Here is a 25,481-nt window from a genome sequence, read left to right on the forward strand (position 1 = left end):
GCGGCCGGGAGCGGGTCCCGCCGCCGCTGGCCCGGCAAGGTTGTGCGCGGCCACTACACGGCCACTACAACCGCAGGTCGCGGGCCTTGTCTGGTGCCCGGGGCCGGACCGGGGTACAACCGGTGCATGGCCGGTCCGCACACGGCGGTGCTGCGTGAGGTCCTCGTGCGCTACCTCGACGCGTGGACGCCGTCCGTGCTGCGGTCGCACCGGCGCGCCACCTACGTCGAGGCGGGCCGGGACGACGCGGCCGCGCTGCGGGTGTTCGCCGAGTTCGCCGACCGGCTCGCCGGGCACGAGCTGGACGTGGTGCTGCTGGGCGGGGTGCTGCTGGGCGGGGGCAGCACCGCACGGGAGACGCCGCCGGGGCTGTCGGTGCGCTCGGTCGCCGGCCCGGGCGACCTGGCGGTGACCGGCCCGGCGCTGGCACACCTCGACGCCACGGCCGACGGTGTGCTCGACGAGCCCGCGGTGTGGCGGGTCGTCGACGCGCTGCTGCCGGGCAAGGGGCGCGAGGTCCTGCTCGTTCTGCCCGCGGCGACGGCGGACCGGGTGCGCGCCGACCGGGCACGGCTGCGGGACGCGGGCCTGCCGTACGCGGTGACCGTGGAACTCGCCGACGACGCGGGGAACACCCGGCTGCTGCTGTTCGCCACCGGCAGCGACAAGCACCTCACGACGTTCAAGAACGAGCTCTGGGCCGCCGACGAGTTCGCGGGCATCCGCTACCGCGACCCGCGCGACGCCGAGCACGCGCTCGTCGACATCTCCCTGACCCCGCAACTGCTGCCGCTGCGCCGCGTGCTGCTGGCCGAGCTCGCCCGGCGGGGCAGCTGCACGGTCGCCGACCTCCAGCAGCACACCCTGCGCGAGACGATCTACCGCCCCGCCGACACCATCGGGGTGCTGACCGCCGCGGCGTCGGCGGGCGCCATCTCCCGCGAACCCGCGAAGGGCCGCCTGTCGCCGAAGACGGTCGTCGCGCACGCGCGGTGAAAATCGGTTCCGCTGCCCGTACCCGCCCCGCTACAGTGCAGCCGAACCGCGCGTCCACACCGGACGCGCCCCCCCGCGACACGAGGAGGCAGGCCGTGCGCCGTCACGACGCCGTCTCCCGTGCGCGGTTCGAGGTGCTCCTGATCTCCCCGGCGCCCCGGCGCCGGCTGCGCGCCCGGCCCCGGACCCGGTGACGACACCCCGCTGACGCGGCCGCGTGCCGCGTGCTCGTGTGCGTTCGTCCCGTGCATCGCGCCGACCTTGTCCGGACCACCTCGGAAGGCCGCCTCGTGCGATCGCTGAACACTGTCCGCAACCTCGGCATCCTCGCCCACGTCGACGCGGGCAAGACCACCATCACCGAACGGATCCTCTACGCCACGGGCACCACCCACAAGCGCGGTGAGGTCCACGACGGCACGACCGTCACCGACTTCGACCCCCAGGAACGCGACCGCGGCATCACCATCTTCGCCGCGGCCGTGAGCTGTGCCTGGGACGGCCACTGGATCAACCTGATCGACACCCCCGGCCACGTCGACTTCGCCGCGGAGGTCGAACGTTCCCTGCGGGTGCTCGACGGCGCGGTCGTGGTGTTCGACGCCGTCGCCGGGGTCGAGCCGCAGAGCGAGTCGGTGTGGCGGCAGGCCGACCGGCACGGCGTGCCGAGGATCGCGTTCGTCAACAAGATGGACCGCGCGGGCGCCGACCTCGACGCGGCCGTCGCGTCGATACGGCAGCGGCTGCACCCGGCGCCGCTCGTCGTCCAGTTCCCCATCGGCAGAGAGGAAGGCTTCACCGGTGTGGTCGACCTGCTGGAAATGCGTGCCCTGCGGTGGATCGACGACCGGATGGTCGAAGGACCCGTACCGGACGCCCTCCTGGCCGAGGCACGGCGACGGCGGCACGCGCTCGAAGAGGCGGTGGCGGAACGACATCCCGCCGCACTGGAGGAGTTCTGCGCCGAGACGCCGGTATCCGCGGCGACGTTGACCGCGGCGCTGCGGGACCTGACCCGCAGCGGTGACGGTGTGGTCGTGCTGTGCGGCTCCGCCTACCGCAACCGCGGGATCGAGCCGTTGCTGTCCGCCGTCGTCGAGTACCTGCCCTCGCCCGCCGACGTGCCCGGCAACGACCCGGCAGCGCCGTTCGCCGGCCTGGTGTTCAAGGTGGTCGCGACGCCGACGGGACGGCTGACGTACGTTCGGGTCTACGCCGGCACCGTCCACAAGGGAGAGACGGTGCTGGACGCCGGTGCGGACCGGAAGGAACGGGTCGCGCGCATCCTGCGGGTGCACGCGGACCGGCACACGGAACTGGCGGCGGCGTCGGCCGGTGACATCGTCGCCGTGGTCGGCCCGAAGACCGCGCGCGTCGGCGCCAGCCTCTGCGCGCCGTCGGCCCCGGTGCTCCTCGAACCGCCGTCGGTCACCGAACCGGTGGTGTCCGTCGCGGTCGAGGCACGCCGGACGGCCGACACCGAACGGCTGGCCGCGGCGCTGGCCGAACTGGTCGAGGAGGACCCGTCGCTGACCGTGCGCACCGACACGCAGACCGGGCAGACGTTGTTGTCCGGCATGGGAGAACTGCACCTGGAGGTGGCGGTGGAGAAGATCCGGCGCGGCCGGGGGCTCGCGGTCGCGGTCGGCAGGCCCGAGGTGGCCTACCGGGAGACGGTCGCGTCCGGGGTGTCCGATGTGGTCTTCCGGCACGTGCGGCAGGCGGGCGGCCCCGGCCAGTTCGCCCACGTCGTGCTGGACGTCGCGCCCGCGGCCGAGGACTTCGTGTTCCGGTCGGCCGTCGTCGGCGGGCGCGTGCCCCGCGAGTACGTGCGCGCCTTCGAGGCCGGGTGCCGGGACGCACTGGCCGAGGGCCCGCTCGGGGGTCACCCCGTCACCGGGCTCGCGGTCACCCTCACCGACGGGGCGACGCACCCGAACGACTCGTCGGAGATGGCGTTCCGCGCCGCGGGCAGGCTCGGGCTGCGCGAAGCGTTGCGCGCCTGCGCGATGACGTTGCTGGAACCGGTGTCCGAGGTCGCGGTCACCGTGCCTGCGGACGCCATGGGCGGCGTGCTCGGTGACCTGGCGGTGCGCCGGGGCCGCGTGACGGCGTCGGCGGCACGCGGTGGCACGGTGACGATCACCGCGACCGTGCCGCTGGCCGAGCTGTTCGGGTACGCCGACCGCCTGCGCAGCCGGACGCACGGGCGGGGCACGTTCACCGCCCGGCCCGCCGGCTACGCACCGGTCCCGGCGAAGGCCGCGACCGGATGACGCGAGGGTGGCCCCGTCCACACGGGCGGGGCCACCCGTCGGCGCGACACTAGACTCCCGCACCGTGCAGGGAACGCGTCTCGACCTCGACCGGATCCAGGCCGCGCGACGCATGATCGACCCGGTGTTCCTCGACACCCCGCTGTACCGGTGCGAGGCGCTGGAACCCCACGTCGGCTGCGCGGTCAGCGTCAAGCTCGAGACGGCGAACCCGGTGCGCAGCTTCAAGGGCCGCGGCACCGAGGTGGTCGCGAGCCTGCTCGCGGACGGCGGCGCACGCGCGGCGGTGTGCGCCAGCGCGGGCAACCTCGGGCAGGCCCTCGCGTGGTCCGCCCGCAAGCGCGGGCTCGACGTCACGGTCGTCGCGTCCCGCTTCGCACCGGCCGCGAAGCTCGAGCGCATCCGCGCGTTCGGCGCCAAGCTGGAGGTGGTGGACGCCGACTTCGACGCCGCCCGCGCGCGGGCCGCGGACATCGCGCGGCGCGACGGGATCCGGCTGGTCGAGGACAGCCTGGACCTCGAGACCTGCGAGGGCGCGGCGACCATCGGCCTGGAGCTGGTGGACGCGGCGCCGTCCTTCGACGCGGTGCTGATCGCCCTCGGCGGCGGGGCGCTCGCCACCGGCGTCGGCCACGTGCTCAAGACCCGGTCGCCGGGCACCGAGGTGATCTGCGTCCAGCCCGCAGGCGCACCGGCGATGACGCGTTCCTGGCACGCACGGCGCGTCGTCACGACCGACGCGACCGACACCATCGCCGACGGCGTCGCGGGCCGCTTCCCCATCCCGGCGGTCCTCGACGACCTCCTCCAGACCGCCGACGACGCCGTCCTGGTGCGGGAGTCGTCGATCATGGCCGGGATGCGGCTGCTGCTGGAGCACGCCGGGCTCGTCGTGGAACCGTCGGCCGCACTGGGCATCGCGGCGCTGCTCGAGGACCCGGACCGCTTCGCGGGGCGGCACGTGGTCACCATCGTCTGCGGCAGCAACGTGGACGTGGCCGCCTACCACCGCTGGGTCGGCGCGGTCTGAGCCACCCGGTCGAGGGGGGAATGGCCACGGGTGTCTCGCCGCGGACCCGTGCTGCTGTCCGGTGGAGCACCCGCGCGCAGGACGCCGAGGGCGGGCAGTACGGTCCCGTCACCGCTTGCCGCGGGCGGCTTCGTGACCCGGATCCGCGCACCTGAACCTTTCCCCCTCGCCGTGTAGCGTGATCCGGAGCTACATCGGTTTCGTGAAACTGAGGGGTGGCTTCGTGAGTACACCCAGACTGCTCTCCCACCGGTACGAGCTGGGTGAGGTACTCGGCCACGGCAGCATGTCCGAGGTGCGCAAGGGTCGTGACGTCCGCCTTGGCAGGGACGTGGCGGTCAAGATGCTGAACCCCGAACTGGCCCGCGATCCGGAGTACCAGGAACGCTTCCGCCGCGAGGCGCAGGCCATCGCGCTGCTGGACCATCCGGCGATCGTCGCCGTGTACGACACCGGTGAGACGAAGACCGAGCTGGGCCCGACGCCGTACATCGTCATGGAGTACGTGGACGGGCGGACGCTGCGCGACGTCGTGCGGACCTCGGGTGCGCTGCCCGCGCAGCGCGCGGTGGAGATCATGGCGGACGTCTGCGCGGCGCTGGATTTCATCCACCGGCAGGGCATCGTGCACCGGGACGTGAAGCCGGGGAACGTGATGCTCACCAGGTCCGGCGCGGTCAAGGTGAAGAACTCGAGCATCGCCACGAGCGTCGGCACGGCCGACGAGGACACGGTCATCGGCACCGCCCAGTACCTCTCACCCGAACAGGCTCGCGGTGAGGCGCTGGACGGGCGCACCGACGTGTACGCGGCCGGGTGCGTGCTGTTCGAACTCCTGACCGGGGAGCCCCCGTTCATCGGCGACTCCCCGGTCGCCGTGGCGTACCGGCATGTCCGGGAGGAGCCGAGGCCCCCGTCGGCGCTCAACCCACGGGTGTCTCCCGCGCTGGACGCGATCGTGCTGAAAGCGCTGTCGAAGGGCGTGCCGGACCGTTACCAGTCGGCCGCGGACATGCGCACCGACCTGCACCGGGCGCTGGCCGGGCGGCGCCCGCAAGCCCTGGCCACGGCCACGCTCGGCGGCAGCCCCGGGCAGCCGACCGGTTTCCGGCCGGCTGCCGCCGTCCCGACCCGGCGGCCCGCGCCGGAACCCGTCGTGCGGGTGAAAGGCGCCGACGTGCTGCGCCTGTCCTCGGTCACGCAGTACGAAGAGCCACACGGCGAGAACGTGTACACCTTCGACAACTCCGGCAGCTCCTCCACGTCTGTCGAGACGATCCGCGTCGCGCACACGGCCAGGGTCGAGGTCGCCGTGCACATGGACAAGGCGAGGACGATCGGTGGGAACGCCGGTGTGAAGTTTCTCGACGTCGCCGCGATGCAGGGGCGGATCCAGAGTGAGGTCCTCTCGAAGTATTCCCTCGACCTGAAGTCGGAACTCGTGTTCGAGCAGACGACCGCGATCAACATTCCCGCCGCGACGCACGTCCGGGTGGTGTTCCGATGGATCCGCGTCTGGGACCGAGGAGTCGCCGTTCTCGGCCAGCGTGCGGAGGAATTGGCCGAAGTGCCCTACTCGGTGACCATCGGTTTGCGCTTCGACAAGAAGACCTCGGACATTTCCTGACGCCGACCCCGTCGGAGCAGCAGATGTGGCGCAGCCGGTCGAGCGCGCGGTGGACCGCCGCGTCGCCGTCAGCACGCCGACGAACGCTGCGGCTACCTGTCCACGCGCCGGTCGACGATCGCGGCCGTGAGGATGGCGGCGCCGACGGCCACGGCGGCGATGGCCACCGGGCTCGCGAGCGGGGCCGACAACGCCAGCGCGACCCCCGGGGCGATGCGCTGGGACCGGCCCGACCGCCACAGTTCGGCCGTGGCGGTCACGAGCGTCACGACGGCGACGGCCAGCACCGGGGTGAGCACCAGCGAGAAGATCGCGGCGTAGCCGTGGCGGTCGTCGTCGGCCACCGCGCTGTCGTCGCCCGCGACCAGCCGCACGACCCTGACGACGGACCAGACCGCGACGGCGAGCCCGGCGAGGAACAGCGCGCGCCGGGCCGCCACCGCGAGCGGGCGCACGGCCGGTGTGCTCTCCATGCCCCCACGGTAACCAGCTGATCAGTCCCGCACGGCCAGTTCGCCGAGTTCCGACCAGTCGTCCTGCTCGACCGTGGCGTTGACGATCCTCGGGGTCGCCACGAGGTAGGGCGGCAGCTTCTCCTGCGCGGCCTTGAAGTGCGCCGACCGGACGTGCTCGCCGCCCGCTTCGCCGTCGCGGAACGCCTCGACCAGCACGTACTCGTTCGGGTCGTCGACGCTGCGCGACCAGTCGAACCACAGGCACCCCGCTTCGGCCCTGGTGGCCTCGGTGAACTCGCGGGTGATCGACGGCCAGTCGTCCGCGTGCTCCGGGCGGACGCGGAACTTGGCGGTAATGAAGATCATCATGCTCCTTCGGGTCGGGCCCGGGCAGGCTCGGCCGGACCAGTGTGCAACGCCGGACGTCCGCACCGCGAAAGGGGCACGCGCCTGCCCTTAGGGTTGGATCTTGGTGGTACCGACCGGGAGGGGGTGTGGATGGCGAGCCAGTTCGGCCCGCTGTTGCGACGGTTCCGGGTGCGTGCGGGGCTGACGCAGGAGGCGCTGGCCGAGCGTGCCGGGCTCGGCGTGCGCACCGTGCGGCGCCTGGAGACCGGCGACCACACCGACCCGCGCATGGGCACCGTCGACGCGCTCGCCGCCGCTCTCGGGCTCACCCCGGCCGAACGGATCGAGCTCCTCGTCGCCGCCGAGCGGCAACCGTCGATCGTGAGCGCACCGGCGCCCGCCGGCCCGCCCGACCCGTTGGCCGAGGCCGCGGGCAGGCTCGCCTACGAGCTGCGCGCCCGGCTGCGGCGCGAGGAGGAGCAGCGCCAGATCCACGACCCGGTCCCGCTGCCGGTCCGCTGGACCGCCGCGCCCGCCGCGCTGATCGACTCCTGGCTGAACATCCGTCGCGCGGGGCCGGGGGAGCAGGCGGAACCGGTGCCGCTGGAGGGCGAGCTGGACGACATCGTCGACGTCTACCGCCGCGTCCCGTCCGGCAGGCTGGTCGTGCTGGGCCGGGCCGGCTCCGGCAAGACGATCCTGACCATCCGCTTCGTGCTGGGCATGCTGGCCGCCGCGACCCCGGCCGACCCGGTGCCGGTGATCTTCTCCGTCGGCTCGTGGCACCCGGCCACCACCCCGCTGCGGGACTGGCTGATCGACCAGCTCCTGCGCGACCACCCCGGCCTCGCCGCCCCGGGACCGGGCGGGGTGACGCTCGCCGCGGCGCTCGTGGAGACCGGCCGCGTCCTGCCCGTGCTGGACGGCTTCGACGAGATCGGGCACGGGCTGCACCGGGCCGCGCTCGCCGCGCTGAACACCACGACCCTGCCGCTGGTCGTGACGAGCCGCATCGACGAGTACCGCGCCGCCGTCGCGTCGACCGACGTGCTGACCTCGGCGGGCGCGGTCGTGCTCGGCGACCTGACGGCGGCCGACCTCGCGGGCTACCTCCCCAGGACGACCCGCAAGCGCGGCGAGACGGGCACGGCGTGGGCGCCGGTGCTGGCGGAGGTCCGCGACCACCCGGACGGCGACCTCGCGGCCGTCCTGACCACGCCGCTGATGGTGAGCCTCGCGCGGACCGTCTACAGCGACACCCCCGACCACGACCCGGCGGAGCTGCTGGACACCGGCCGCTTCCCGGCCGCGGCGGCGATCGAGCGGCACCTGCTCGGCACCGTCGTGCCCGCCGCGTACCGGCGGCCCGGCGAGCGCGGCCACGACGTGGACCGGGTGGAGCACTGGCTCGGGTTCCTCGCCCACCACCTCGACCGCCTCGGCACGCACGACCTCGCGTGGTGGCAGCTCGGCAACCGGATGCCGGCGTGGCTGCGGATGGTGGTCAGCGGGATGGTGCTGGGACTGGCCGCCGGGATCCCGTCGGCGTGCGTGATCGGCCTCATCCACGCGTTCGGTGTCGGCTCACCGGAATCGGGACTCGGCAACGGCCTGTCGGCGGCGCTGGCCGCCGGTCCGATGGAGGGGCTCGCGGTCGCGCTGACCATCGGGCTCGCGCACGGCGCCGTGCTCGCGTTCGGCGGGACCGTGTTCGCGCCGTCGCGGGTGCGGATCCAGCTGCGGGGGCGGAGCAGCTCGCGGACGACCTTCCTGCGCAGGCTGGCGGTCGGGTGCGCCGTCGGCGCCGGTCTCGGCGCGGGGCTGGGCATCGCGAACGTGCTGGGCGCGACGTTCTGGATCGTGGGCCGGATCGGCACGTCCATCCAGGCCACCGTGGGCTTCGGGCTGGCGTTCGGGCTGATCTGGGGCCTGTGCTGGGGCGTGCTGGCGAACTTCGAGGTGCCGGTGGACATCAGCACGGCGGTCAGCCCGATGAACCTGCTGGGCGTGAACCGCCGCAACGTCGCCGTCCAGTCGGTGGTGTTCGGCCTGGTCACGTGCCTGGGGTACACGGCGACGGTCGCGGTGGTGCACGGGCCGCGGCTGGGGCTGCTGTACGGGTTGTCCTACGGCGTCGCGCTCGGGCTCGCGGTGGGGCTGTGCGTGGCGAGCCTCACGGCGTGGGGGACGTGGTTCCTGTTCGCGCGCGTGTGGTTGCCGTTGCACGGGCGCGTGCCGTGGTCGCTGCCCGCGTTCCTCGACGACGCCTACCAGCGGGGTGTCCTGCGCAGGTCAGGGGCGGTGTACCAGTTCCGGCACGCTCGTCTCCAGGACCACCTGACCCAGTCGTTCCGCTCGCGTCGCGCTGGATGAGACCCCACCCGGGCTCGCATGGTCATGCATGAGCATGCATAATGACTCTCGTGTCCAAAGTGCTCACCTCGCTCCCCGTCGGCGAACGCGTTGGCATCGCCTTCTCCGGCGGCCTCGACACCTCCGTAGCTGTCGCGTGGATGCGCGAGAAGGGTGCCGTGCCGTGCACCTACACCGCGAACATTGGCCAGTACGACGAGCCCGACATCGAGTCGATCCCCGGCCGGGCCACGGCGTACGGCGCCGAGCTCGGCAGGCTCGTGGACTGCCGGGCCGCGCTGGTCGAGGAAGGTCTCGCCGCGCTGGCCTGCGGTGCGTTCCACATCCGCTCCGGCGGCCGCGTCTACTTCAACACCACGCCCCTCGGCCGTGCGGTCACGGGCACCCTGCTGGTGCGCAGGATGCTCGAGGACGACGTGCAGATCTGGGGTGACGGGTCGACCTTCAAGGGCAACGACATCGAGCGGTTCTACCGCTACGGCCTGCTCGCCAACCCGTCGCTGCGGATCTACAAGCCGTGGCTGGACGCGGACTTCGTCGGCGAGCTCGGTGGCCGCAAGGAGATGTCCGAGTGGCTGGAGAGCCGCGGGCTGCCCTACCGCGACAGCACGGAGAAGGCCTACTCCACCGACGCGAACATCTGGGGCGCCACGCACGAGGCGAAGTCCCTCGAGCACCTCGACACCGGCATCGAGATCGTCGACCCCATCATGGGCGTGCGGTTCTGGGACGCCGACGTCGAGATCGCACCGGAGGACGTGACCATCGGCTTCGAACAGGGCAGGCCGGTCACGATCAACGGCAAGGAGTTCGAGTCCGCCGTCGACCTGGTGCTGGAGGCCAACGCCATCGGCGGCCGCCACGGTCTCGGCATGTCCGACCAGATCGAGAACCGCGTCATCGAGGCCAAGAGCCGCGGCATCTACGAGGCCCCGGGCATGGCGCTGCTGCACGCGGCGTACGAGCGCCTGGTCAACGCGATCCACAACGAGGACACCCTCGCGAGCTACCACCACGAGGGCAGGCGGCTGGGCAGGCTCATGTACGAGGGCCGCTGGCTGGACCCGCAGGCGCTGATGCTGCGCGAGGCGCTCCAGCGCTGGGTGGGCACCGCCGTGACCGGCGAGGTCACCCTGCGCCTGCGCCGCGGCGAGGACTACTCGATCATGGACACGACGGGGCCCGCGTTCAGCTACCACCCGGACAAGCTGTCCATGGAGCGCACCGAGGACTCGGCGTTCGGCCCGGTGGACCGCATCGGTCAGCTGACCATGCGCAACCTCGACATCGCGGACTCGCGCGCCAAGCTGGAGCAGTACGCGGGGCTGGGCATGGTCGGCAGCGAGCACCCGACGCTGATCGGCGCCGCGCAGGCCGCGTCGACCGGCCTGATCGGCGCGATGCCGGAAGGTGGCGCCGAGGTGATCGCGTCGCGGGGCAAGGTCACGGAGGACGACGTGCTCCTCGACCACGCGGCCATGGAAGCGGGCAACGACTGACGGGTCAGGGCAGGAGGGCCGGGCGGCGGCGGATCGCGAACCACAGCCCCGCCGCGCCGGCCACCGCCAGGACCCCGTACACGGCGAGCAGGGCAGGCGGAGTGGTCCCGGTCAGCGTGTCACCGAGGGCGACGGCCGCGGCCGTGCCGGGCAGGCTCCCGATCATGGTGCCCGCCAGGTAGGGCCGCGCCCGCACCGACGACAGGCCGCACGCGTAGTTCGTGGGCAGGAACGGGATCGCCGGGATGATCCGCAGCGACGCGACGGCCAGCCAGCCGCCGCCGGTCAGCCGTGCGTCCACCGCGCGCACGCGCTCGCGTTCCAGGTGCCGGGCGACGAGGCGCCTGCCCACGGACCGCGCGAGCGCGAAGCTCAGCAGCGCGCTCACCGCGGTCGCCGTCAACGCGACGGCCACCCCGGCCACAGGGCCGAGCAGCAGCCCGGACGCGAGCGAGAACACCGTCCGCGGGATGGGCACGAGCGTGGCCACGACGTAGGCGAGGAACAGCAGCACCGGGGCGCCCCACCCGGCGCCCGCGACCCACGCCCGCAGCTGCGCCGGGTCGGGCACGGGCAGCACGACGGCCGCGACGACCAACGCCGCGAGCAGCCCGGTGGCCACCAAGATCCCCACTCGCGGCACGTCGCCGAGTCTAGCCAACGGCTGTCTGGTGGTCGCGCGTCCGCCGTCGCCCGGGGAACGCGCACGCGGCCGGTGGCGTCGCCAGTACGTGACCCGGGCTACCGGGACCGGGCCGCCACGAGCTTGGCGTACCGCGCCCCGGCCGCCAGCAGCACCAGCCCGGCGACGAGGAACGCCGCCACCCGCGCCATGCCGTCCAAAGAGGACAGGTCGAACAGCACGAGCTTGGCGAGCGCCGCGACCACCAGCGACAACCCGGCGACCCGCATGGGCACCGCGTCGATGCCGCGCAGCAGGAGCAGCAGCGCGCCGACGGTCCACGACACGGTGACCAGCACGTGCCCGAGCAGGAACCCGTCGCGGTCCGGGGAGATCAGCAGCCCGACGGCGACGAGCGCCGCGGTGGAGCCGTAGAGGGCGACGAGCCCGGCGGGCACCCAGCCGTGCGGCGTGTGCTCCTCGGCCGACAGCACGCCGAGCCGGAACCCGGCCCAGCACAGGACGATCGCGGCCGCGGCGAGCACGGCACCGGTCACCCCCAGCGCGACGGCCGTGCCGGTGTCGACCACCCACCCAGGTGGCCGGGTGACGAGCACCGGACGTGCCGGGTAGGCGAGCGCGATGACGAACCCGACGACCCCGCACACCCCGGCGGGCGCGAGCGCGGCGGCGAGCCGGATGCGCACGGCGAGCACGGCGACGAGCAACGCCTCGGCGAGGAAGGCGACCGCACGCGCGTCCCCGTCGAACGCGGTGGCCGTGGCCTGCACGATCGCGAGCGACCCGATGCCACCCGCGGAGAGCGCGAAGACCGGGCGCAGGCCGGCGCGCCTGCCCAGCGCCCAGACGCCGACGAGGAGCGCGCCGACGGCCGCGGGCAGGATCGTGGCGCCGAGGCGGGGGAGCAGCAGCGCGGCGAGCATCCCGGGCACGGGCGCGAGGTAGAGGACGGCGAGCGCGACGTCGTCGGCGGGCCTGCGCAGGGCGGTCGCGGTGGCGAGGAGGATGACGACGGCGCTGGTCACACCCGCGAGGATGGCGGTGGTGGTGGCGTCCGCCCCGATCCGCTCGGCGGTGCCGATGCCGATCACCGCCGCCACGACAGGCGGCGCACCGGCGGCGAGCAGCAACTGCCCCCACCGCTTGGCGAGCTGCACCGGCGTGGTGCCGAGCAGCAGGACGAGCAGGAAGCACAGCAGCAGGGTGTCGAACCCGCCGGTGATCACGGGCGCCGACACGGCACAGCACACGACGACGAACACGGCGAACACCTGCGACCCCCACCACCCGGCGAGGGCGACGCCGCCCGCGGTCACCGCGAGCCCGGCGGCCAGCCCGCCCCACGCGGGGAGGAAGTCGTACAGCGAGGTGGCGGCGACGACGTCGAGGTAGAGCACGGCCACCCCGGTCGCGGCGAGGGCGTAGGCCCCGGTGCGGGCGGCGGGCGTGCGGTGCAGGCGGGTGCCGATCCCGGCGAGCGCGGCGCCCAGCGCGGCGCCGAGGAGCACGCGGGGCAGCGGGCCGAGGTACCCGCGCTGGATGGCGAGGACGAGCAGGAGCACCACCCCGGCGAGGGTGACGACGCCACCGGCCCAGGCGAGGATGCGGCTGCCCGCGCCGTCGCGGCTGAGCCGTTCCCACAGGGTGGGGCCGGGCGGGGGAGGCGGCTGGGGCGGCGGGTACCAGGGGGCCGGCGGTCGGCCGGGCAGGCTGGTGGCGGCGGCCCGCGCGGGCGGGAAGGCGGGGGCACCGCTCGGCGTCACGCCCGGGAAGGCGGGCCCACCGCTCGGCGTCACGCGGGGGAAGGCGGGGCCGGGTTGCGCGCCGGTGGCGGGAGGGCCCGCGACGCTTGGCGGGCCGGGCTGCTCAGCGGCGGCAGGACCGGCGGACGGCGCGCCCGCCGTGTCGGCCGTGGGTGGTGCGCTCGGCACGGTCGGTTCAGCCTGCAGGGCGTGCAGTTCCGCGCCGATCTCACCCAGGCGCGCGCCGACCTCGAGGAGTGCGTCGGCCAGCCGGGGCAGGGACGCCGATAAGTGGTCAACCATGCACCTCAGTAGATCGCGCCCGCCCCGCCCGCCGGATCCGTACGACTACTCACCCCGACGTCACGATGCGGTCACCGCGCCCCGCCGCGGGCACCACCAGCGACAGCGGCACGAACGTGCCCGGCGCGCCGACCGCCAGCGCGGTGAAGAACGGCACGTTCCGCCCGGCCACGCGGCCCCCCGGCTCTCGCGCCGGACTGGAGTATTCCCGGACGTCCCGGCGCGCCCACCGCCCGGTGGTGCACTATCTAGGGTGTGAGTCCCGAAGATCCGGAGCGGTTGTACGTCGCGTTGGGCCACAACCGCGGTGACTTCCAGTGGGATGCCCCGGCCAACCACACCCTGATCGGCCGGCACCTGCTGTGGTGCCTTGACCAGCGAGAACGCGGGTGGCTGCTGCCGAGCCGGGTGCCCGCGGACAACCTGACGATCTTCGCGACGACCTCGCGCGAGGAGCTGGAACGGGCGCTGGACCTCGACCCGCTGGTGGTCGCCGGCGTGCGCAGGTACGCGATCACCGGCTGCCAGCCCGCCGAGCAGACGTGGGTGCCGCAGGCCCACGACCCGCACTGGCTGCGGTCGTAGCCGCTATCCCACGTGCGCCAGCAGGGCGTCCAGGACGGGCACCTGCCCCTTGACCAGCTTCTCCCGCGCGACCTCGACCGGCACCCACGCCGCCCGGTCGACCTCGGGGAACTCCCGCACCCGGCCGGACCCGCGCGGCCACTCCAGCTCGAACGTGTTGGACCGGAACCCGGCGAGGTCGAAATCACCCTCGACCGCGAACGTCGTGACCGACTTCCCACCGGACTGCTTGACCACACCGAGCGGCACCACCTCGCCGTCGGGCGGCGCCGAGCCCATCTCCTCGGCGAACTCACGCCGGGCCGCGGCCAGCGGCTCCTCGTCGTCGGTGTACTCGCCCTTCGGGATGGACCACGCACCGGCGTCCTTGCGCGCCCAGAACGGGCCGCCCATGTGCGCGATCAGCACCTCGAGCCCGTCCGTGCCGCGGCGGTAGACGAGGAACGCGGCGCTGGTCTTCGGCATGCCGGGAAGCCTAGAGCACCTGATTCGCAGTCGATTCGCAGTGAATCTGCAGGCGGTGCTGGGAGACTCGCGCACCATGACCCCAGCCGAGGAGTTCCTCGCCGCCGCCGCGCGGGCACCCGACCGCCCCGCGCTGGTGCACGACGGCACGCCGGTCACCTACGAGGCGCTGCGGACCGCGGCCGAGGCGGTCGCGGCCAGGCTGGGTGACCGGCCCGGGATCGTCGGCGTGCCCGCGACGCGCACCCCGGAGACGATCGCCGCGCTGCTGGGGGTGTGGCTCGCGGGCGGCGCGTACTGCCCGCTCGACCCGTCGTTCCCGGCCGGGCGGCTCGCCGCGATGCGCGTGGTCTGCGACCGGGTGCTCGGCGAACCCGGCCCCCCGGTCCGCGGGGAGGCACCCGCGTACGTCCTGTTCACGTCCGGGTCGACGGGCGCGCCGAAACCCGTCGCCACCCCGGTGCCCGCCATCGCGACCGTCACCGCCGCGCTGCGCGACCTGTTCGCGATCACACCCGCCGACCGGGTCCTGCAGTTCGCGTCGCTGAACTGGGACACCTGCTTCGAGGAGATCCTGCCCGCCCTCACCGCGGGCGCGACGCTCGTGCTCGACGCCGACGCGCACACCGGCTCCTTCCCGCGCTTCCTGCGCATGGTCGAACGCGCACACGTCACCGTGCTGGACCTGCCGACCGCGTTCTGGCACGAGCTGGTCCACCACCTCACCGAGGACGCCGCGTCCCTCCCGGGCTGCGTGCGGCTCGTCGTCACCGGCGGCGAGGCCGTCCGGCCCGACCGGCTCGCCGACTGGCTGCGGCTCGGCACCGGGGCGCGGTTGCTCAACACGTACGGCTGCACCGAGACCACGCTGATCACGCATGCCTGCGAGCTGTCCGCGCCGGCCGGGAAGGTGCCGATCGGGCACGCCCTGCCGCACGTCGTCGAGCTCGTCGAGGACGGTGAGCTGCTCGTGGGCGGCCCGGCGCTCGCGCTCGGCTACCTCGGTATGCCGGGGAAGACCGCGGAGCGGTTCACCGAACGGCACGGCGTGCGCGTGTTCCGCACCGGTGACCGGGTGAGCCGCCGTCCCGACGGGATGCTCGTGCACGAGGGCAGGCTCGACGGCGAGATCAAGGTCCGCGGCGTCCGGGTCGACCCCGCCGAGGTCGAGGCGCACCTGGTCCGGCACCCGGCGGTGACCGAGGCCGCGGTGGCCGGGGTGCGGACGGCGGACCACACGACCCTCGCCGCCTACGTCGTCGTGCGCGAACCGGTCGAGGCCGCGGCGGTCCTCGCCGAGCTGCGCACGCGGGTGCCCGCTCACCTGGTGCCCAGCAGGCTCACCGTCGTGCCCGCCCTGGTGCGCACGGCGAGCGGGAAAGTCGACCGCGCCGGGACCCACGCGGCCGGTCTCCTCGTCATGGAAGGAAAGCGATGAGTGTGCAGGACATCTTCCGGCGCGTGCTGGAGACGGACGAGGTCGACGGCGACTCGGACTTCTTCGCCATGGGCGGGGACTCGCTGCTCGCGACGCGGGTGCTGAGCGCGGTCGCCCGCACCCACGGCGTCGAGCTGACCTTCGACGACTTCGTGCTCGCGCCGACCCCCGACGCGCTGGCGAAGCGGATCGCGAGCGTGCCGCGGTGAAGGTGATCGTCGTCGGCGCCGGGCTCGCCGGGCTGACCGCGGCCGCGGACCTCGCGGCCGAGGGCGTCGCCGTGACCGTCTTCGAGGCGCGCGACCGGGTCGGGGGGCGCACGCACGGCATCGAGGTCGCGCCCGGGCAGTGGGCTGACGCCGGTGCCGCGTACCTGGGCGACCGGCACACCGCGCTGCACGACCAGCTGGCCAGGCTGGGCCTGAAGACCACACCGACCACAATGGACGGTGACAGCCGGTTCCTGCTCGGTGGCGCCGGGCAGACGCGGCACGGCCGGTTCCCGCCGCTGAACGCGGTCGCGCTCGGCGACATGTTCGACCGCCTCGACGAGCTGACCGCGACCGTCGACGCCGCGGCGCCGTGGCGCACCCCCGGCGCGGCCCGGCTCGACGAGCTGACCGCCCGCGCGTGGGCGGAGGAGCACCTGACCCACCCCGACGCGCGGCTGTTCTTCCCGCTGTTCCTCGGCGAGATGATGGCGGCCGACCCGGCGTCGGTGTCGATGCTGCACGTCGTGTTCTACCTGCGGTCCGGCGGCGGCACCCGCTACCTCAACGCGTTCGAGGGCGGCGCGCAGCAGGACCGCGTCGACGGCGGCGCGCACCAGCTGTGCACGCGGCTCGCCGACGGCCTCGACGTGCGGCTGGGTACGGAGGTCCGCGGCGTGACCGCGGACGCCGCCGGCGTCACCGTCCACACAGAACGTGGCGTGGAGCGCGCCGACGCGGCCGTGGTCGCACTGCCGCCGCTGCTCGCCGACCGCCTCGACATCCCGGGCCTGCCGCACCGCCGGGCCGCGGACACCACGGCCCGCGGCTGCACGGTGAAGGTGCACCTCGTGTACCCGCGCCCGCTGTGGCGTGAGCACGGGCTGTCGGGCTGGTCGGTCAACCACGAGGGCCCCCTGCTGTCCACCGTGGACGACTCGCCGGGCAGTGGTGCCGGGGTGCTGACCGGGTTCGTCACCGGCGCGGAGGCCCACCGGTACGGCGCCCTTTCCGCGGCGGAGCAGCGGGCCGAGGCCGTGGCGCAGGCGAAGCGGATCTTCCCGCTGCTGCCGGACCCGGTCGCCGTGCACGTCACCGACTGGACCGGGGAGCGGTACAGCCGGGGCTGCTACGCGGCGCTGTTCGGGCCGGGGGACTGGGCGCGGCTCGGGCCGCACCTCACCGCCCCGCACGGCCGGATCCACTGGGCGGGCACGGAGACGAGCACCGAGTTCTTCGGGCTGATGGAAGGCGCGATCCGTTCGGGGCACCGGGCGGCGACCGAGATCACGAACGAATGGAGTCCCCTCCGATGAGCCAGACGTCGATCGCTCCCCTGGAGGTGCGGGAGCGCTTCATGACCGAGCCCGACCTCGGCGCGGGCAACTTCCTCGACCACGCGCTGGCCGCGAACCCGAACCGGGACGTGCCCTTCGTGTACAGCCACCACCGCGACCACCGCCGCGAGGTCGTGCTGCGCGGGCACAGCCTGACCGACCTCGCGGCGATCCGCGAGCGGTACGCGAAGTGGTACGTGGCCAACGGCGTCCAGCCGGGCGAGCCGGTCGCGGTCGTGATCGCCGAGGGCCTGCCGCCGCTGCTGCACTTCCTCGCGCTCACCTCGCTGGGCGCGGTCCCGACGCTGGTCAACGACGCGATGCGGCCGGACGTGATGGTCCGCTACCTCGACCACGTCGGTGTCGTCGGGGTGGTCGCGGACGACACGACCCGCCTCGCGTCGGCGTACCGGCAGGGCCTCGCCCGCCGGCCCCGGTTCCTGGCCCTGGCCGCGGAGGTCGAGGCCGGTGACGTGTCCGGTGTGGACCTGCCGGACGGGTACCCGTACCGGCACGACGCCGACGACGTGGTCGCGTTGATCCACTCGTCCGGCACGACGGGCACCCCGAAGTCGACGATGCTTGCGCACCGCCAGTTCTGGGACGGCAAGCAGCCGCGCATGGTCCGGTTCCCCGCGCAGCCGTACGACCGGCTGATGTCGCTGATGCCGCACACGCACGCGGGCGGGCTGAGCTACTTCCTGACCGCCACGCTGCTGGGGCTGCCGGTGGTCGTGATGTCCGACTGGCGCCGCGCGGGTGTCGAGCCGGTGATGGAGGCGTTCCAGCCGACGATGGTGGCGTCGTTCCCGCGCACGTTCGTGGAGCTGGCGACCGGCGAGCCGCCCGCGAAGGGCGCCGCGAGGGTGCACTCGTGGTTCAACACCGGCGACTCGGCGCACCACGGGCACATCCGCAAGCTGGTGCGGCTCGGGGAACGGCCTGCCGGGCTGATCAAGCCGTGGCTCCTGCCGTCGGACGCGGCGGCGGGCGACGCGCTGCCGGGGTCGCAGTTCATCGACGGGCTGGGCAGCTCGGAGATGGGGATGGCGCTGTTCGGGCAGGTCACGACGCCGGAGACGCCGCGCAACGACCGGTGCGTCGGCAAGCCGCTCGAGGTGGTGCACCAGGCGGCGGTCCTGGACGACGACGGCAACGAGGTGCCGGACGGGACGGTCGGCCTGCTGGGCGTGAAGACGCCGTCGCGCACCCCGGGCTACTGGAACAACGAGCGCCTGACCAGGTCGTTCGAGCTGAACGGCTTCTGGCTGACCGGCGACGTCGCCCGCCGCGACGCCGACGGCAACTTCTACCACCTGGACCGGACGGTCGACGTCATCGACACCGCAGGCGGCCCGGTGTACAGCCTGCCGCTCGAGGAGGTCCTGCTGGCCGACTGCGACGAGATCGTGCAGGACTGCTCGGTGATCGGCGTGCCGGACGGCGCGGCCATGGTGCCGGTCGCGGTGGTGCGCCCGCAGGCGGACGCGTCGTCGTGGACGCCGGAGGCGATCCTCGAACGCGCGAACAAGGAGCTGGCGGCGGCCGGGCTGGCACAGCTCGCGGCGGTGCGGATCGCCCGGGAGCCCGCCGACTTCCCGCTGGGCCCGACGGGCAAGGTGCTCAAGCGCGAGCTGCGCACACGGCATGCGGGTATGTTCGTCTGAGATGACAGGTGCACGGCAGCCGCTCCTCCGGGGGCGGCTGCCGTCGTGACGGAGGGGTACCGGTGCTGGAACTGCACGGCCGCGCGATGCGGCACAGCGTGGTGGTCGTGTCCCAGATCCACGACGACCAGTGGGCACTGCCGACCCCGTGCGCGGGCTGGACGCTGCGCGACCTGCTGGCCCACATGACCACCGAGAACCACGGCTTCGCGGCCGCCGCCCGCGGCGAACGCCCGACGTGGGCGGAGGCGCGGTTCGGCGACGACCCACGCCGCGACTACGCCGTCTCCGCCGACGCGGTGGTGACCGCGTTCGCGACCGCGGCCCCGGAGTTCTGGCTACCGAACATCAGCGCGACGAGGCCGTTCCCCGCCGAGCAGGCGATCGGGTTCCACCTGCTCGACTACGTCGTGCACACGTGGGACGTGGCCGCGTCGCTGGGCCGGACGGTCGCACTGGAGGACGACCTGGTGGCGGCCGCACAGAAGGTCGCGGACCGGGACGTCCCCGACAACGAGCGCCGCCTCCGGCCGGGCGCGGGTTTCCAGCCGGCGGTGAAGGTGCCGGGGGAGGAGACCCCGCTGGCGAGTCTGCTCGCCTTCCTGGGCCGCGACCCGGAGTGGACCCCGCCCCGGCCCTGAGCCCCGGTTCCTCTACAGTGCTTCGCCGAAGCAGCACTGGGGGCTGAATGCTGGGACCGACAGATCAGGGGCACTTCCTCAAGTACCTGACCACGCTGGGGGTCGCGATCGTCGTCGCGTCCCTCGGTCTCGGCGGCTACCTGCTCCAGACACAGAGTGACCTGCTCATCAAGCGGGAAGAGCTTGCCAAGCTCACTCCGGCGGCACGGGAAGCCATCGAACACAAGCAACAGGTCGTGCTCATGGCGACGACCATCGCGCCTTTCGTCCTGGGAGCGATGGTCGTAGTGGGAGTGGCGATGGCCATCGCCGGGCTCACCGGATGGAGCAAGAAACAGCGCCTCCTCGACGAGAGGGATGTCGTCGAAGTCGCCAAGATGCGTCGTGAGCTCGAACTGATGCAGATGACGGATGAGGAGAAGCGGGAGACCCTGGCTGTCGAAGCCGAGGAACTCGTCGAAGACGAAGCGGCCGAGGCGGCCGCGCAGCACGGTTCGGTGTCCGTGCGGGATGACGAGCCAGTCGACGGGCCGGAGCCGGAGGTGCCGCCAGATTCGGGGACCGGGAGTTTGGCGGGGGAGCGTGACGTTCCCCGGGACCCGGCCACCGCGAGACGACGTGTCACGCACGCGATCGAGGTGCTGAACGCGAAACTGCGCGAGGCGTATCCGGGGGCGACCATTCTGCAGGACCTCAAGTCAGGTCCGTTTTCGGTGGACGCGCTCGTGATGCTCCCGAAGGAACGACAACTGCTCGCGTTCGACCTGAGGATCACCACCTCGAGGAACTTCACGAACCGCCTCGTGGACGCCACGGCGACGCTCTCGGCCGCTGTGGAAGCGGCCGAGCGTCAGTACGACTCCTACCAGCGGATTCCTGTGTTCGTGGTGCTCGTCAGAGACCCGATCGAATTCACGAGAATGGACTGGCGGAAGAGGGTCAGACAAGTCGCCGCTGCCGCCAGGCACCGACCAGTCGTCCTGATGTACGACGAGCTGGAATGGGAAGGGCTCCCGGCCGGTGTGCTCCAGCACGACATCGTCAGTGAATACCGGCGCGCAGGGCGGGTTCGGACGGCGTGATCCAGCCGCGCGTCGTGGCCAGCAGGTCGCGGCCCGTGGGGTCCTTCAGCTTCCGCGACACGTAATCCCGGGCGTACGCGCTCGTCGGGATGCGGGGTGCCGGGTCGTCGCACGTCAACGCGTCCACGATGACCTCCGCCACCTCCGCCGACGTCTGCGCGCCCTCCACCGCGCCCGACGCCACCCACGACCGGTACGCCCGGAACGCGGGCTCGTACGGACCGGACCGGGCCAGCAGCGCGGCCGGGTCCAGCGAGGACGACGCGACGAACGACGTGTCGAGCACGGCCGCCGGCTCGATCAGCGACACCGCGACCCCCACCGACGCGGCCACCGGCGCGAGGGCCTCCATGAACCCCTCCACCGCGAACTTCGCCGCCGAGTACGCCTCGTTGAACGGCTGGCCGAGCACGCCGCGCACGCTCGACACCGTCAGCAGCCGCCCGCGCGTGGCCCGCAGGTGGGGCATGGCGGCGCGGCTGGTCGCGACCACGCCGAAGAAGTTCACCTCCATCTGCGTGCGCAGGAGGTCCATCGTGGACAGTTCGAGGGTGGGGCTGGAGTTCGCGATGCCCGCGTTGTTGACCAGCGCGTCCAACCGCCCGTGGGTGGTCACCACGTCGTCCACACAGGACTCGATGGACGCCTGCGACGTCAGTTCCAGCTGCCGCACGTCGATCGAGACCCGTGCCGCCGCCGCGGCGGCCAGCAGCCGGGCGCCGCCGGAGCGGACGGTGCCCACCGTCGTGAAGCCCGCCTTCGCCGCGGCTATCGCCGTCGCGAGGCCGATGCCCGACGACGCGCCCGTGACCAGCGCGACCCGCGTCATGCCACCAACTCCTCTGTCCGTGACCGTGCCAACAACGAGTGCATGGACCGCAGCGGGACGTACGAGCTGATGCCGATGACCGTGGCGCACACCATCGTGACGGTCGCCGCCGTGCGGATGTCCATGCTGCGGGCCAGCAGCGAGACAATGGCGCCGCCCGCGAAGACGCTGATCGGGATGACGCCCCAGGTGACCGTCCGGTACGCGCCCGTGATCACCGCCTGGTCCGCGACCGGCATGTGTTCCTGCCGCACGGCCGCGCTGCAGATGTTGTACCAGGCGAAGAACCAGCCGTACGACGCCATCGTCAGCGCCAGCACCACCGGCGCGGGCGCGGCCGTCGCGAACAGCACGCCCAGCCCGGACGCCGAGTGCAGCACCATCGACCACGCCAGGATCCGGCCCTTGCCGTACCGGGCGCTGACCCGCGGCGCGAGCACCGCCCCGACGACCGACCCGACCGCCGCCACCGACATCACCGTGCCGTACGTGCCCGCCGACAGGTGCAGCCCCTGGTAGGCCAGCACCGGCAGCTGCGTCACGAAGATCGGGCCGCCGATGTTCGCGAGCAGCGTGCCCGCGGTCGACTTGCGCAGCACCGGGTTCCGCAGGTTCGCGCGGATCCCCACCGCCAGCCGCGACCACAGGGTCTGCCCGCTGCCGCCGCGGCCACCGCACGGCTTCATCAACCGGAGACAGGTCGCCGAGAACAGGTACGTCGCCGCGTCCACCAGCAACGACACCGCGCCGAACGCGTTGTACAGCCAGCCCGCGAGCGCCGGGCCGCCCAGCTCCGCGGTCGTCCGGCTCGCCTCCAGCCGCGAGTTCGCCCGCACCAGGTCGGCGGTCGGCACGATCGCCGTCACCGCCGGGATGTACCCGGTCGTGAAGAACACCGTCGCCGCGCTCACCACCACCACGCAGCCGAACAGCAGCGGCACCGACAGGAACCCGAGCCACCACGCGACCGGCACCAGCGCGATCGCGGCGAACCGGACCAGGTCGCACACGATCAGCAGACCCCGCAGGTCCCACCGGTCCACCAGCCCGCCCGCGACCAGGGCGAGCACCGGGATCGCCAGGTACTGCGCCATGCTGACGAGCCCCACCTCGAACGCGGACGCGTCCAGCAGGAAGATCATCAGCGTCGGGACGACCAGCAGCGTGATCCGGTCACCGACGTTCGACACCGACTGCCCGGCCCACAGGAGGGTGAACTCCCTGCCGAGCGAGGGTCCCTTCATGAATGAAGCCGCGTCACGAGGTTCGCGGTCTTGCCCGTGCGGTCGTTGCTGATCAACGCGTCGGTGACGGTGACCCGCAGCGACTCCGGCACCCGCTGGAACACGATGCTCGGCCCGAACGCGGACGCCAGGACGTGGTCCCGCACCCGCTGCGCCACGTCGGCCGCGTCCCGCGCCGCCAGCAGCAGCACCTCCAGCACCGAGCCGCGGTCGGCGTACTCGTGCACGACCAGCTGCGCCCGCTGCACGCCGTCCACACCGGACACCTGCGCGATCAGGTCGGCCACGTTCACCAGGTGCCCGCGGAACTTCACGAGCCCGTCCCGGCGGCCCAGCACCCGCAGCCCGTCCGACCCGCACGGGCACGGCACGACCCGGCCCGCGTCCCCGGTCCGGTACCGCAGCACCGGGTTGAGCCCGTCCGGCTTCAGCGACGTGAAGTCCATCAGCTCGTCCTCGCCGAAGTGCACCAGCTGCGACGGCATGAGGTGCCACACGTCCGCGGCGCAGTCCGGTGTGTTGGTGGCCATCACCCACGTCTCGGTGCTGCCGAACATGCCCCACCGCCGCGCGTCCGGCGCCACGGCCGCGATGTCCTCGTCCAGCCGCGCGTCCCACGCCTCGCCGAGGAACAGCACCTTGCGCAGCGACGGCAGCCGGTGCCCGTGTTCGCGGGCGTGCGCGAACAGCAGCCGCAGCACGCTCGGCGTGCCGCCGATCGCGGTCACCCCGCGCGCGGCGAAGAAGTCGAACCAGGCGCTGTACTCCTCCTGCACGATGGCGCCGAGCGACATCGCGACGCAACCGGCCAGGTCGACCAGCTCGTTGAACAGGTAGTGCGCGCCCCACATCTTCCCGGCGCTCCACGCGTTCACGACCACGTCGTCGGCGTCGAGCGCGCCCCAGTGCTCGTGCACCTCACGCATGTAGAGGCCGGTCGGCGCGTAGCCGACCATGGGGGAGCCGGTGCTGCCGCCGCTCTGGAACACCCAGGTGGTGCCGGTGGCGGCGCGGGGTTCCAGGTGCCGCAGCGCGGCCTGCAGGTCGTCCTTCAGCATGACCGGCACCTTCTCGAGGTCGGCCACGTCGGTGACCGTGTCGAGGTGCGCGTAGCGCTCGGCGAGGGCGGGGACGGAGCGGACGTCGGCGAGCAGCTTCCGCAGCGCCGCCAGGTGCTCGTCGCCGATCGTGGGCAGAGTGGTGTGGTGCATCAGACGCTGACCTCCGTCAGGTGTGCCGCGTGTGCCTTCCGGTAGGCGCGGAACCGCGCCGCGACGAGGTCGCGTTGCCCGCGGACGGACTCGGGGTCGGACGGGTCGGGGCAGGCGATCGCGCCGTCCAGCTCCATCTCGGAGAACCAGTACCGCTCGCCGTCGAACAGGAAGTCGAGGCAGAAGTAGGGCACCGGCATCCGCTCGGCGAAGTACGCGACCGCGGCCGCCAGCTCGTCGGGCAGCGCGCCGAACGCGTAGTTGCCGGTCCCGTAGTTCGCGGTCAGCGACCCCGCCTTGGGGGTGCGGCGCACCACCAGGTGCGGCTCGCCCTCGACGACGGTCACGCGGTAGTCGACGAGCCGCTCGCCGAGGTAGGGCTGCACGACCACCGGCGTGTCCCCGCCCTGCGCCAGGCTCAGCAGGTTGCGCAGGTCCTCCTCGGACCGGGCGAGGCAGACGCCCCAGCCGGAGCACCAGCCGACCGGCTTGACGATCGCCGGGTAGGTGACGCCGGCGAGCGCGGGCTCGTACAGCCGCGACCCGAGGTCCGGGCCGGTGGCGATGCGCACGCTGGGGATCGGCGGGACCGGCGAGTCCTTCAGGAACAGCACGGTCGCGAGCTTGTCGTTGTTGACCGCCGCCCACTTCGGCGGCGCGGGCAGGTAGAAGCCGCACTGCTCCAGCACCGCGTAGATCGCGTACTGGCCGAACACGTCCGCCGACTGGTAGGGCAGCGTGTAGGGCACGGTGACGAACAGCGAGTCGGCAGGCGTCGCGCGCTCGCCGTGCACGTACACCTTCGGGTCGGCGAGGTCGCTCGCGTCGACCGCGATCGCGTCGGGCGGCGCCGGCACCCAGCGCATGCCCAGCTCCTCGGCGACCGAGGCGTAGCAGTCCCAGAACGCCGCGCCCCACATCGTGCGCCTGCGCGTGGACTCCCGGTCGGGGAACACCCAGTACATGCTGCGCAGCCCGGACCGTCCCTCCCGGACGTCCACGGGCCGTTCGCTGACCGCGGTCATGAGATCTCCTTGCTGGGCCGGGTCCTGCCGGGCAGCAGGACGCTGTGGCCGCGGAACTCGGCGACGACGTCGCCGCCGGAGTGGATGGTCACGTCGTAGATGCCGGACAGGCCGTGCCGCGCCCGTTCGGTGGCCTCGGCCACCAGCTCGTCGCCCACGGCGACCGGCCGGAGGAAGGTCACCTGCGCGGCCTGCGCGACCGCGACCGGCTCGTGGGTGTTGGCCGCGAACGAGAACGCCGCGTCGGCGAGCAGGAACAGGTAGCCGCCGTGGCCGGTGCCCAGCCCGTTGACCATCGAGTCGGTCACCGTCATCCGCGCCGTCGCGCGGCCGGGCGCGACGGCGCCGAGGCGGATGCCGAGTGCGCGGCATGTGCGGTCGGCGTCGTGGAGCGCGCTCGCGCGGCGCTCGGCCGCCGTCGCCTCGGTCGTGGTCATGCGCGGAATGCTGGCCGCG

23 protein-coding genes and 1 pseudogene are annotated in these 25,481 nt (G+C 73.2%); 13 read left to right on the forward strand and 11 right to left on the reverse strand.

Annotation, left to right across the window (positions count from 1 at the left end; all coding sequences use genetic code 11):
* Positions 1-126 precede the first annotated feature (126 nt).
* The 4 genes and pseudogenes from ACYQ77_RS10695 to ACYQ77_RS10710 form a co-directional block, all read left to right on the forward strand.
* The gene (locus tag ACYQ77_RS10695) at positions 127-996 is read left to right on the forward strand and encodes a hypothetical protein (RefSeq protein WP_459709922.1); all 870 of its coding nucleotides are present in this window, start codon (positions 127-129) and stop codon (positions 994-996) included.
* A gap of 290 nt (positions 997-1,286) precedes the next feature.
* Positions 1,287-3,272: an elongation factor G gene (fusA, locus tag ACYQ77_RS10700; RefSeq protein ID WP_459709923.1), complete on the forward strand. Its 1,986-nt coding sequence runs from the start codon at positions 1,287-1,289 to the stop codon at positions 3,270-3,272.
* Between the two features lie 64 nt (positions 3,273-3,336).
* The gene (locus tag ACYQ77_RS10705) at positions 3,337-4,302 is read left to right on the forward strand and encodes a threonine ammonia-lyase (RefSeq protein WP_459709925.1); all 966 of its coding nucleotides are present in this window, start codon (positions 3,337-3,339) and stop codon (positions 4,300-4,302) included.
* A gap of 223 nt (positions 4,303-4,525) precedes the next feature.
* A pseudogene (locus ACYQ77_RS10710) lies at positions 4,526-5,362 on the forward strand (protein kinase domain-containing protein); the annotation flags it as partial.
* Positions 5,363-6,021: 659 nt separating this feature from the next.
* Here the strand turns inward: ACYQ77_RS10710 and ACYQ77_RS10715 are convergent.
* Together ACYQ77_RS10715 and ACYQ77_RS10720 are read right to left on the reverse strand one after the other, a co-directional pair.
* On the reverse strand, positions 6,022-6,402 hold the full coding sequence (locus tag ACYQ77_RS10715) for a hypothetical protein (protein WP_459709926.1): 381 nt from the start codon (positions 6,400-6,402) through the stop codon (positions 6,022-6,024).
* Positions 6,403-6,423: 21 nt separating this feature from the next.
* Entirely contained in the window at positions 6,424-6,750 is a 327-nt protein-coding gene (locus tag ACYQ77_RS10720; protein ID WP_459709928.1) for a putative quinol monooxygenase, read from the reverse strand.
* Between the two features lie 132 nt (positions 6,751-6,882).
* Between ACYQ77_RS10720 and ACYQ77_RS10725 the strand changes: the two genes are divergently transcribed.
* Both ACYQ77_RS10725 and argG read left to right on the forward strand, forming a co-directional pair.
* Positions 6,883-9,105: an NACHT domain-containing protein gene (locus ACYQ77_RS10725; RefSeq protein WP_459709930.1), complete on the forward strand. Its 2,223-nt coding sequence runs from the start codon at positions 6,883-6,885 to the stop codon at positions 9,103-9,105.
* 50 nt (positions 9,106-9,155) lie between these two features.
* A complete protein-coding gene (gene argG, locus ACYQ77_RS10730; protein WP_459709932.1) occupies positions 9,156-10,604 on the forward strand; it encodes an argininosuccinate synthase in 1,449 nt (482 codons plus the stop codon).
* 4 nt (positions 10,605-10,608) lie between these two features.
* Here argG and ACYQ77_RS10735 read toward each other — a convergent pair whose 3' ends face one another.
* From ACYQ77_RS10735 to ACYQ77_RS10745, 3 genes are all read right to left on the reverse strand, one after another.
* Positions 10,609-11,238, reverse strand: a complete 630-nt coding sequence (locus ACYQ77_RS10735; protein WP_459709933.1) for a TVP38/TMEM64 family protein — start codon at positions 11,236-11,238, stop codon at positions 10,609-10,611.
* Between the two features lie 107 nt (positions 11,239-11,345).
* Positions 11,346-13,292, reverse strand: coding sequence for a DUF2339 domain-containing protein (locus tag ACYQ77_RS10740; protein WP_459709935.1), 1,947 nt, complete (start codon positions 13,290-13,292; stop codon positions 11,346-11,348).
* Positions 13,293-13,341: 49 nt separating this feature from the next.
* Complete coding sequence (locus tag ACYQ77_RS10745) at positions 13,342-13,464, reverse strand: hypothetical protein (RefSeq protein ID WP_459709937.1); 123 nt, start codon at positions 13,462-13,464, stop codon at positions 13,342-13,344.
* Positions 13,465-13,547: 83 nt separating this feature from the next.
* On the opposite strand from ACYQ77_RS10745, the gene ACYQ77_RS10750 reads away from it, so the two are divergent.
* Positions 13,548-13,877 (forward strand): YciI family protein, encoded by a 330-nt coding sequence (locus ACYQ77_RS10750; RefSeq protein WP_459709939.1) that lies wholly within the window; start codon positions 13,548-13,550, stop codon positions 13,875-13,877.
* Positions 13,878-13,880: 3 nt separating this feature from the next.
* Here the strand turns inward: ACYQ77_RS10750 and ACYQ77_RS10755 are convergent, their stop codons facing one another.
* Positions 13,881-14,342: an NUDIX domain-containing protein gene (locus ACYQ77_RS10755; protein WP_459709941.1), complete on the reverse strand. Its 462-nt coding sequence runs from the start codon at positions 14,340-14,342 to the stop codon at positions 13,881-13,883.
* Positions 14,343-14,418: 76 nt separating this feature from the next.
* Here ACYQ77_RS10755 and ACYQ77_RS10760 point away from each other — a divergent pair, with 76 nt between their 5' ends.
* The 6 genes from ACYQ77_RS10760 (at position 14,419) to ACYQ77_RS10785 (ending at position 20,716) form a co-directional block, all read left to right on the forward strand.
* Positions 14,419-15,780, forward strand: a complete 1,362-nt coding sequence (locus ACYQ77_RS10760) for an amino acid adenylation domain-containing protein (protein WP_459709942.1) — start codon at positions 14,419-14,421, stop codon at positions 15,778-15,780.
* Complete coding sequence (locus ACYQ77_RS10765) at positions 15,777-15,989, forward strand: phosphopantetheine-binding protein (protein ID WP_459709944.1); 213 nt, start codon at positions 15,777-15,779, stop codon at positions 15,987-15,989. The genes ACYQ77_RS10760 and ACYQ77_RS10765 overlap by 4 nt, the downstream gene beginning before the upstream one ends.
* Complete coding sequence (locus ACYQ77_RS10770) at positions 15,986-17,305, forward strand: flavin monoamine oxidase family protein (protein ID WP_459709946.1); 1,320 nt, start codon at positions 15,986-15,988, stop codon at positions 17,303-17,305. Before ACYQ77_RS10765 ends, ACYQ77_RS10770 begins: the two co-directional genes overlap by 4 nt.
* Positions 17,302-18,993, forward strand: a complete 1,692-nt coding sequence (locus ACYQ77_RS10775) for a class I adenylate-forming enzyme family protein (RefSeq protein WP_459709948.1) — start codon at positions 17,302-17,304, stop codon at positions 18,991-18,993. Before ACYQ77_RS10770 ends, ACYQ77_RS10775 begins: the two co-directional genes overlap by 4 nt.
* 62 nt (positions 18,994-19,055) lie before the next feature.
* On the forward strand, positions 19,056-19,634 hold the full coding sequence (locus tag ACYQ77_RS10780) for a TIGR03086 family metal-binding protein (protein ID WP_459709949.1): 579 nt from the start codon (positions 19,056-19,058) through the stop codon (positions 19,632-19,634).
* Between the two features lie 47 nt (positions 19,635-19,681).
* Positions 19,682-20,716: a hypothetical protein gene (locus ACYQ77_RS10785; RefSeq protein WP_459709951.1), complete on the forward strand. Its 1,035-nt coding sequence runs from the start codon at positions 19,682-19,684 to the stop codon at positions 20,714-20,716.
* On the opposite strand, the gene ACYQ77_RS10790 is transcribed toward ACYQ77_RS10785, so the two are convergent.
* From ACYQ77_RS10790 to paaI, 5 genes are read right to left on the reverse strand one after another with little or no spacing between them, the layout of a single operon-like run.
* Entirely contained in the window at positions 20,676-21,545 is an 870-nt protein-coding gene (locus ACYQ77_RS10790) for an SDR family NAD(P)-dependent oxidoreductase (RefSeq protein WP_459709953.1), read from the reverse strand. The genes ACYQ77_RS10785 and ACYQ77_RS10790 overlap by 41 nt on opposite strands.
* Positions 21,542-22,789: an MFS transporter gene (locus tag ACYQ77_RS10795; RefSeq protein ID WP_459709955.1), complete on the reverse strand. Its 1,248-nt coding sequence runs from the start codon at positions 22,787-22,789 to the stop codon at positions 21,542-21,544. The genes ACYQ77_RS10790 and ACYQ77_RS10795 overlap by 4 nt, the downstream gene beginning before the upstream one ends.
* On the reverse strand, positions 22,786-24,000 hold the full coding sequence (locus ACYQ77_RS10800; protein ID WP_459709957.1) for a phenylacetate--CoA ligase family protein: 1,215 nt from the start codon (positions 23,998-24,000) through the stop codon (positions 22,786-22,788). Before ACYQ77_RS10800 ends, ACYQ77_RS10795 begins: the two co-directional genes overlap by 4 nt.
* Positions 24,000-25,025: an ATP-grasp domain-containing protein gene (locus tag ACYQ77_RS10805; RefSeq protein WP_459709958.1), complete on the reverse strand. Its 1,026-nt coding sequence runs from the start codon at positions 25,023-25,025 to the stop codon at positions 24,000-24,002. Before ACYQ77_RS10805 ends, ACYQ77_RS10800 begins: the two co-directional genes overlap by 1 nt.
* Positions 25,022-25,462: a hydroxyphenylacetyl-CoA thioesterase PaaI gene (gene paaI / locus ACYQ77_RS10810; protein WP_459709960.1), complete on the reverse strand. Its 441-nt coding sequence runs from the start codon at positions 25,460-25,462 to the stop codon at positions 25,022-25,024. The genes ACYQ77_RS10805 and paaI overlap by 4 nt, the downstream gene beginning before the upstream one ends.
* Positions 25,463-25,481 lie beyond the last annotated feature (19 nt).

The organism is Actinophytocola sp. KF-1, from assembly GCF_054661535.1.

What these genes read in the sequence shown, in the direction of transcription:
- ACYQ77_RS10695 (WP_459709922.1), top strand. Translation starts at nt 127, where the DNA reads ATGGCCGGTCCGCACACGGCGGTGCTGCGTGAGGTCCTCGTGCGCTAC.
- ACYQ77_RS10715 (WP_459709926.1), bottom strand. Translation starts at nt 6,402, where the DNA reads ATGGAGAGCACACCGGCCGTGCGCCCGCTCGCGGTGGCGGCCCGGCGC.
- ACYQ77_RS10720 (WP_459709928.1), bottom strand. Translation starts at nt 6,750, where the DNA reads ATGATCTTCATTACCGCCAAGTTCCGCGTCCGCCCGGAGCACGCGGAC.
- ACYQ77_RS10725 (WP_459709930.1), top strand. Translation starts at nt 6,883, where the DNA reads ATGGCGAGCCAGTTCGGCCCGCTGTTGCGACGGTTCCGGGTGCGTGCG.
- ACYQ77_RS10740 (WP_459709935.1), bottom strand. Translation starts at nt 13,292, where the DNA reads ATGGTTGACCACTTATCGGCGTCCCTGCCCCGGCTGGCCGACGCACTC.
- ACYQ77_RS10755 (WP_459709941.1), bottom strand. Translation starts at nt 14,342, where the DNA reads ATGCCGAAGACCAGCGCCGCGTTCCTCGTCTACCGCCGCGGCACGGAC.
- ACYQ77_RS10760 (WP_459709942.1), top strand. Translation starts at nt 14,419, where the DNA reads ATGACCCCAGCCGAGGAGTTCCTCGCCGCCGCCGCGCGGGCACCCGAC.
- ACYQ77_RS10765 (WP_459709944.1), top strand. Translation starts at nt 15,777, where the DNA reads ATGAGTGTGCAGGACATCTTCCGGCGCGTGCTGGAGACGGACGAGGTC.
- ACYQ77_RS10775 (WP_459709948.1), top strand. Translation starts at nt 17,302, where the DNA reads ATGAGCCAGACGTCGATCGCTCCCCTGGAGGTGCGGGAGCGCTTCATG.
- ACYQ77_RS10785 (WP_459709951.1), top strand. Translation starts at nt 19,682, where the DNA reads ATGCTGGGACCGACAGATCAGGGGCACTTCCTCAAGTACCTGACCACG.
- ACYQ77_RS10790 (WP_459709953.1), bottom strand. Translation starts at nt 21,545, where the DNA reads ATGACGCGGGTCGCGCTGGTCACGGGCGCGTCGTCGGGCATCGGCCTC.
- ACYQ77_RS10795 (WP_459709955.1), bottom strand. Translation starts at nt 22,789, where the DNA reads ATGAAGGGACCCTCGCTCGGCAGGGAGTTCACCCTCCTGTGGGCCGGG.
- ACYQ77_RS10800 (WP_459709957.1), bottom strand. Translation starts at nt 24,000, where the DNA reads ATGCACCACACCACTCTGCCCACGATCGGCGACGAGCACCTGGCGGCG.
- ACYQ77_RS10805 (WP_459709958.1), bottom strand. Translation starts at nt 25,025, where the DNA reads ATGACCGCGGTCAGCGAACGGCCCGTGGACGTCCGGGAGGGACGGTCC.
- paaI (WP_459709960.1), bottom strand. Translation starts at nt 25,462, where the DNA reads ATGACCACGACCGAGGCGACGGCGGCCGAGCGCCGCGCGAGCGCGCTC.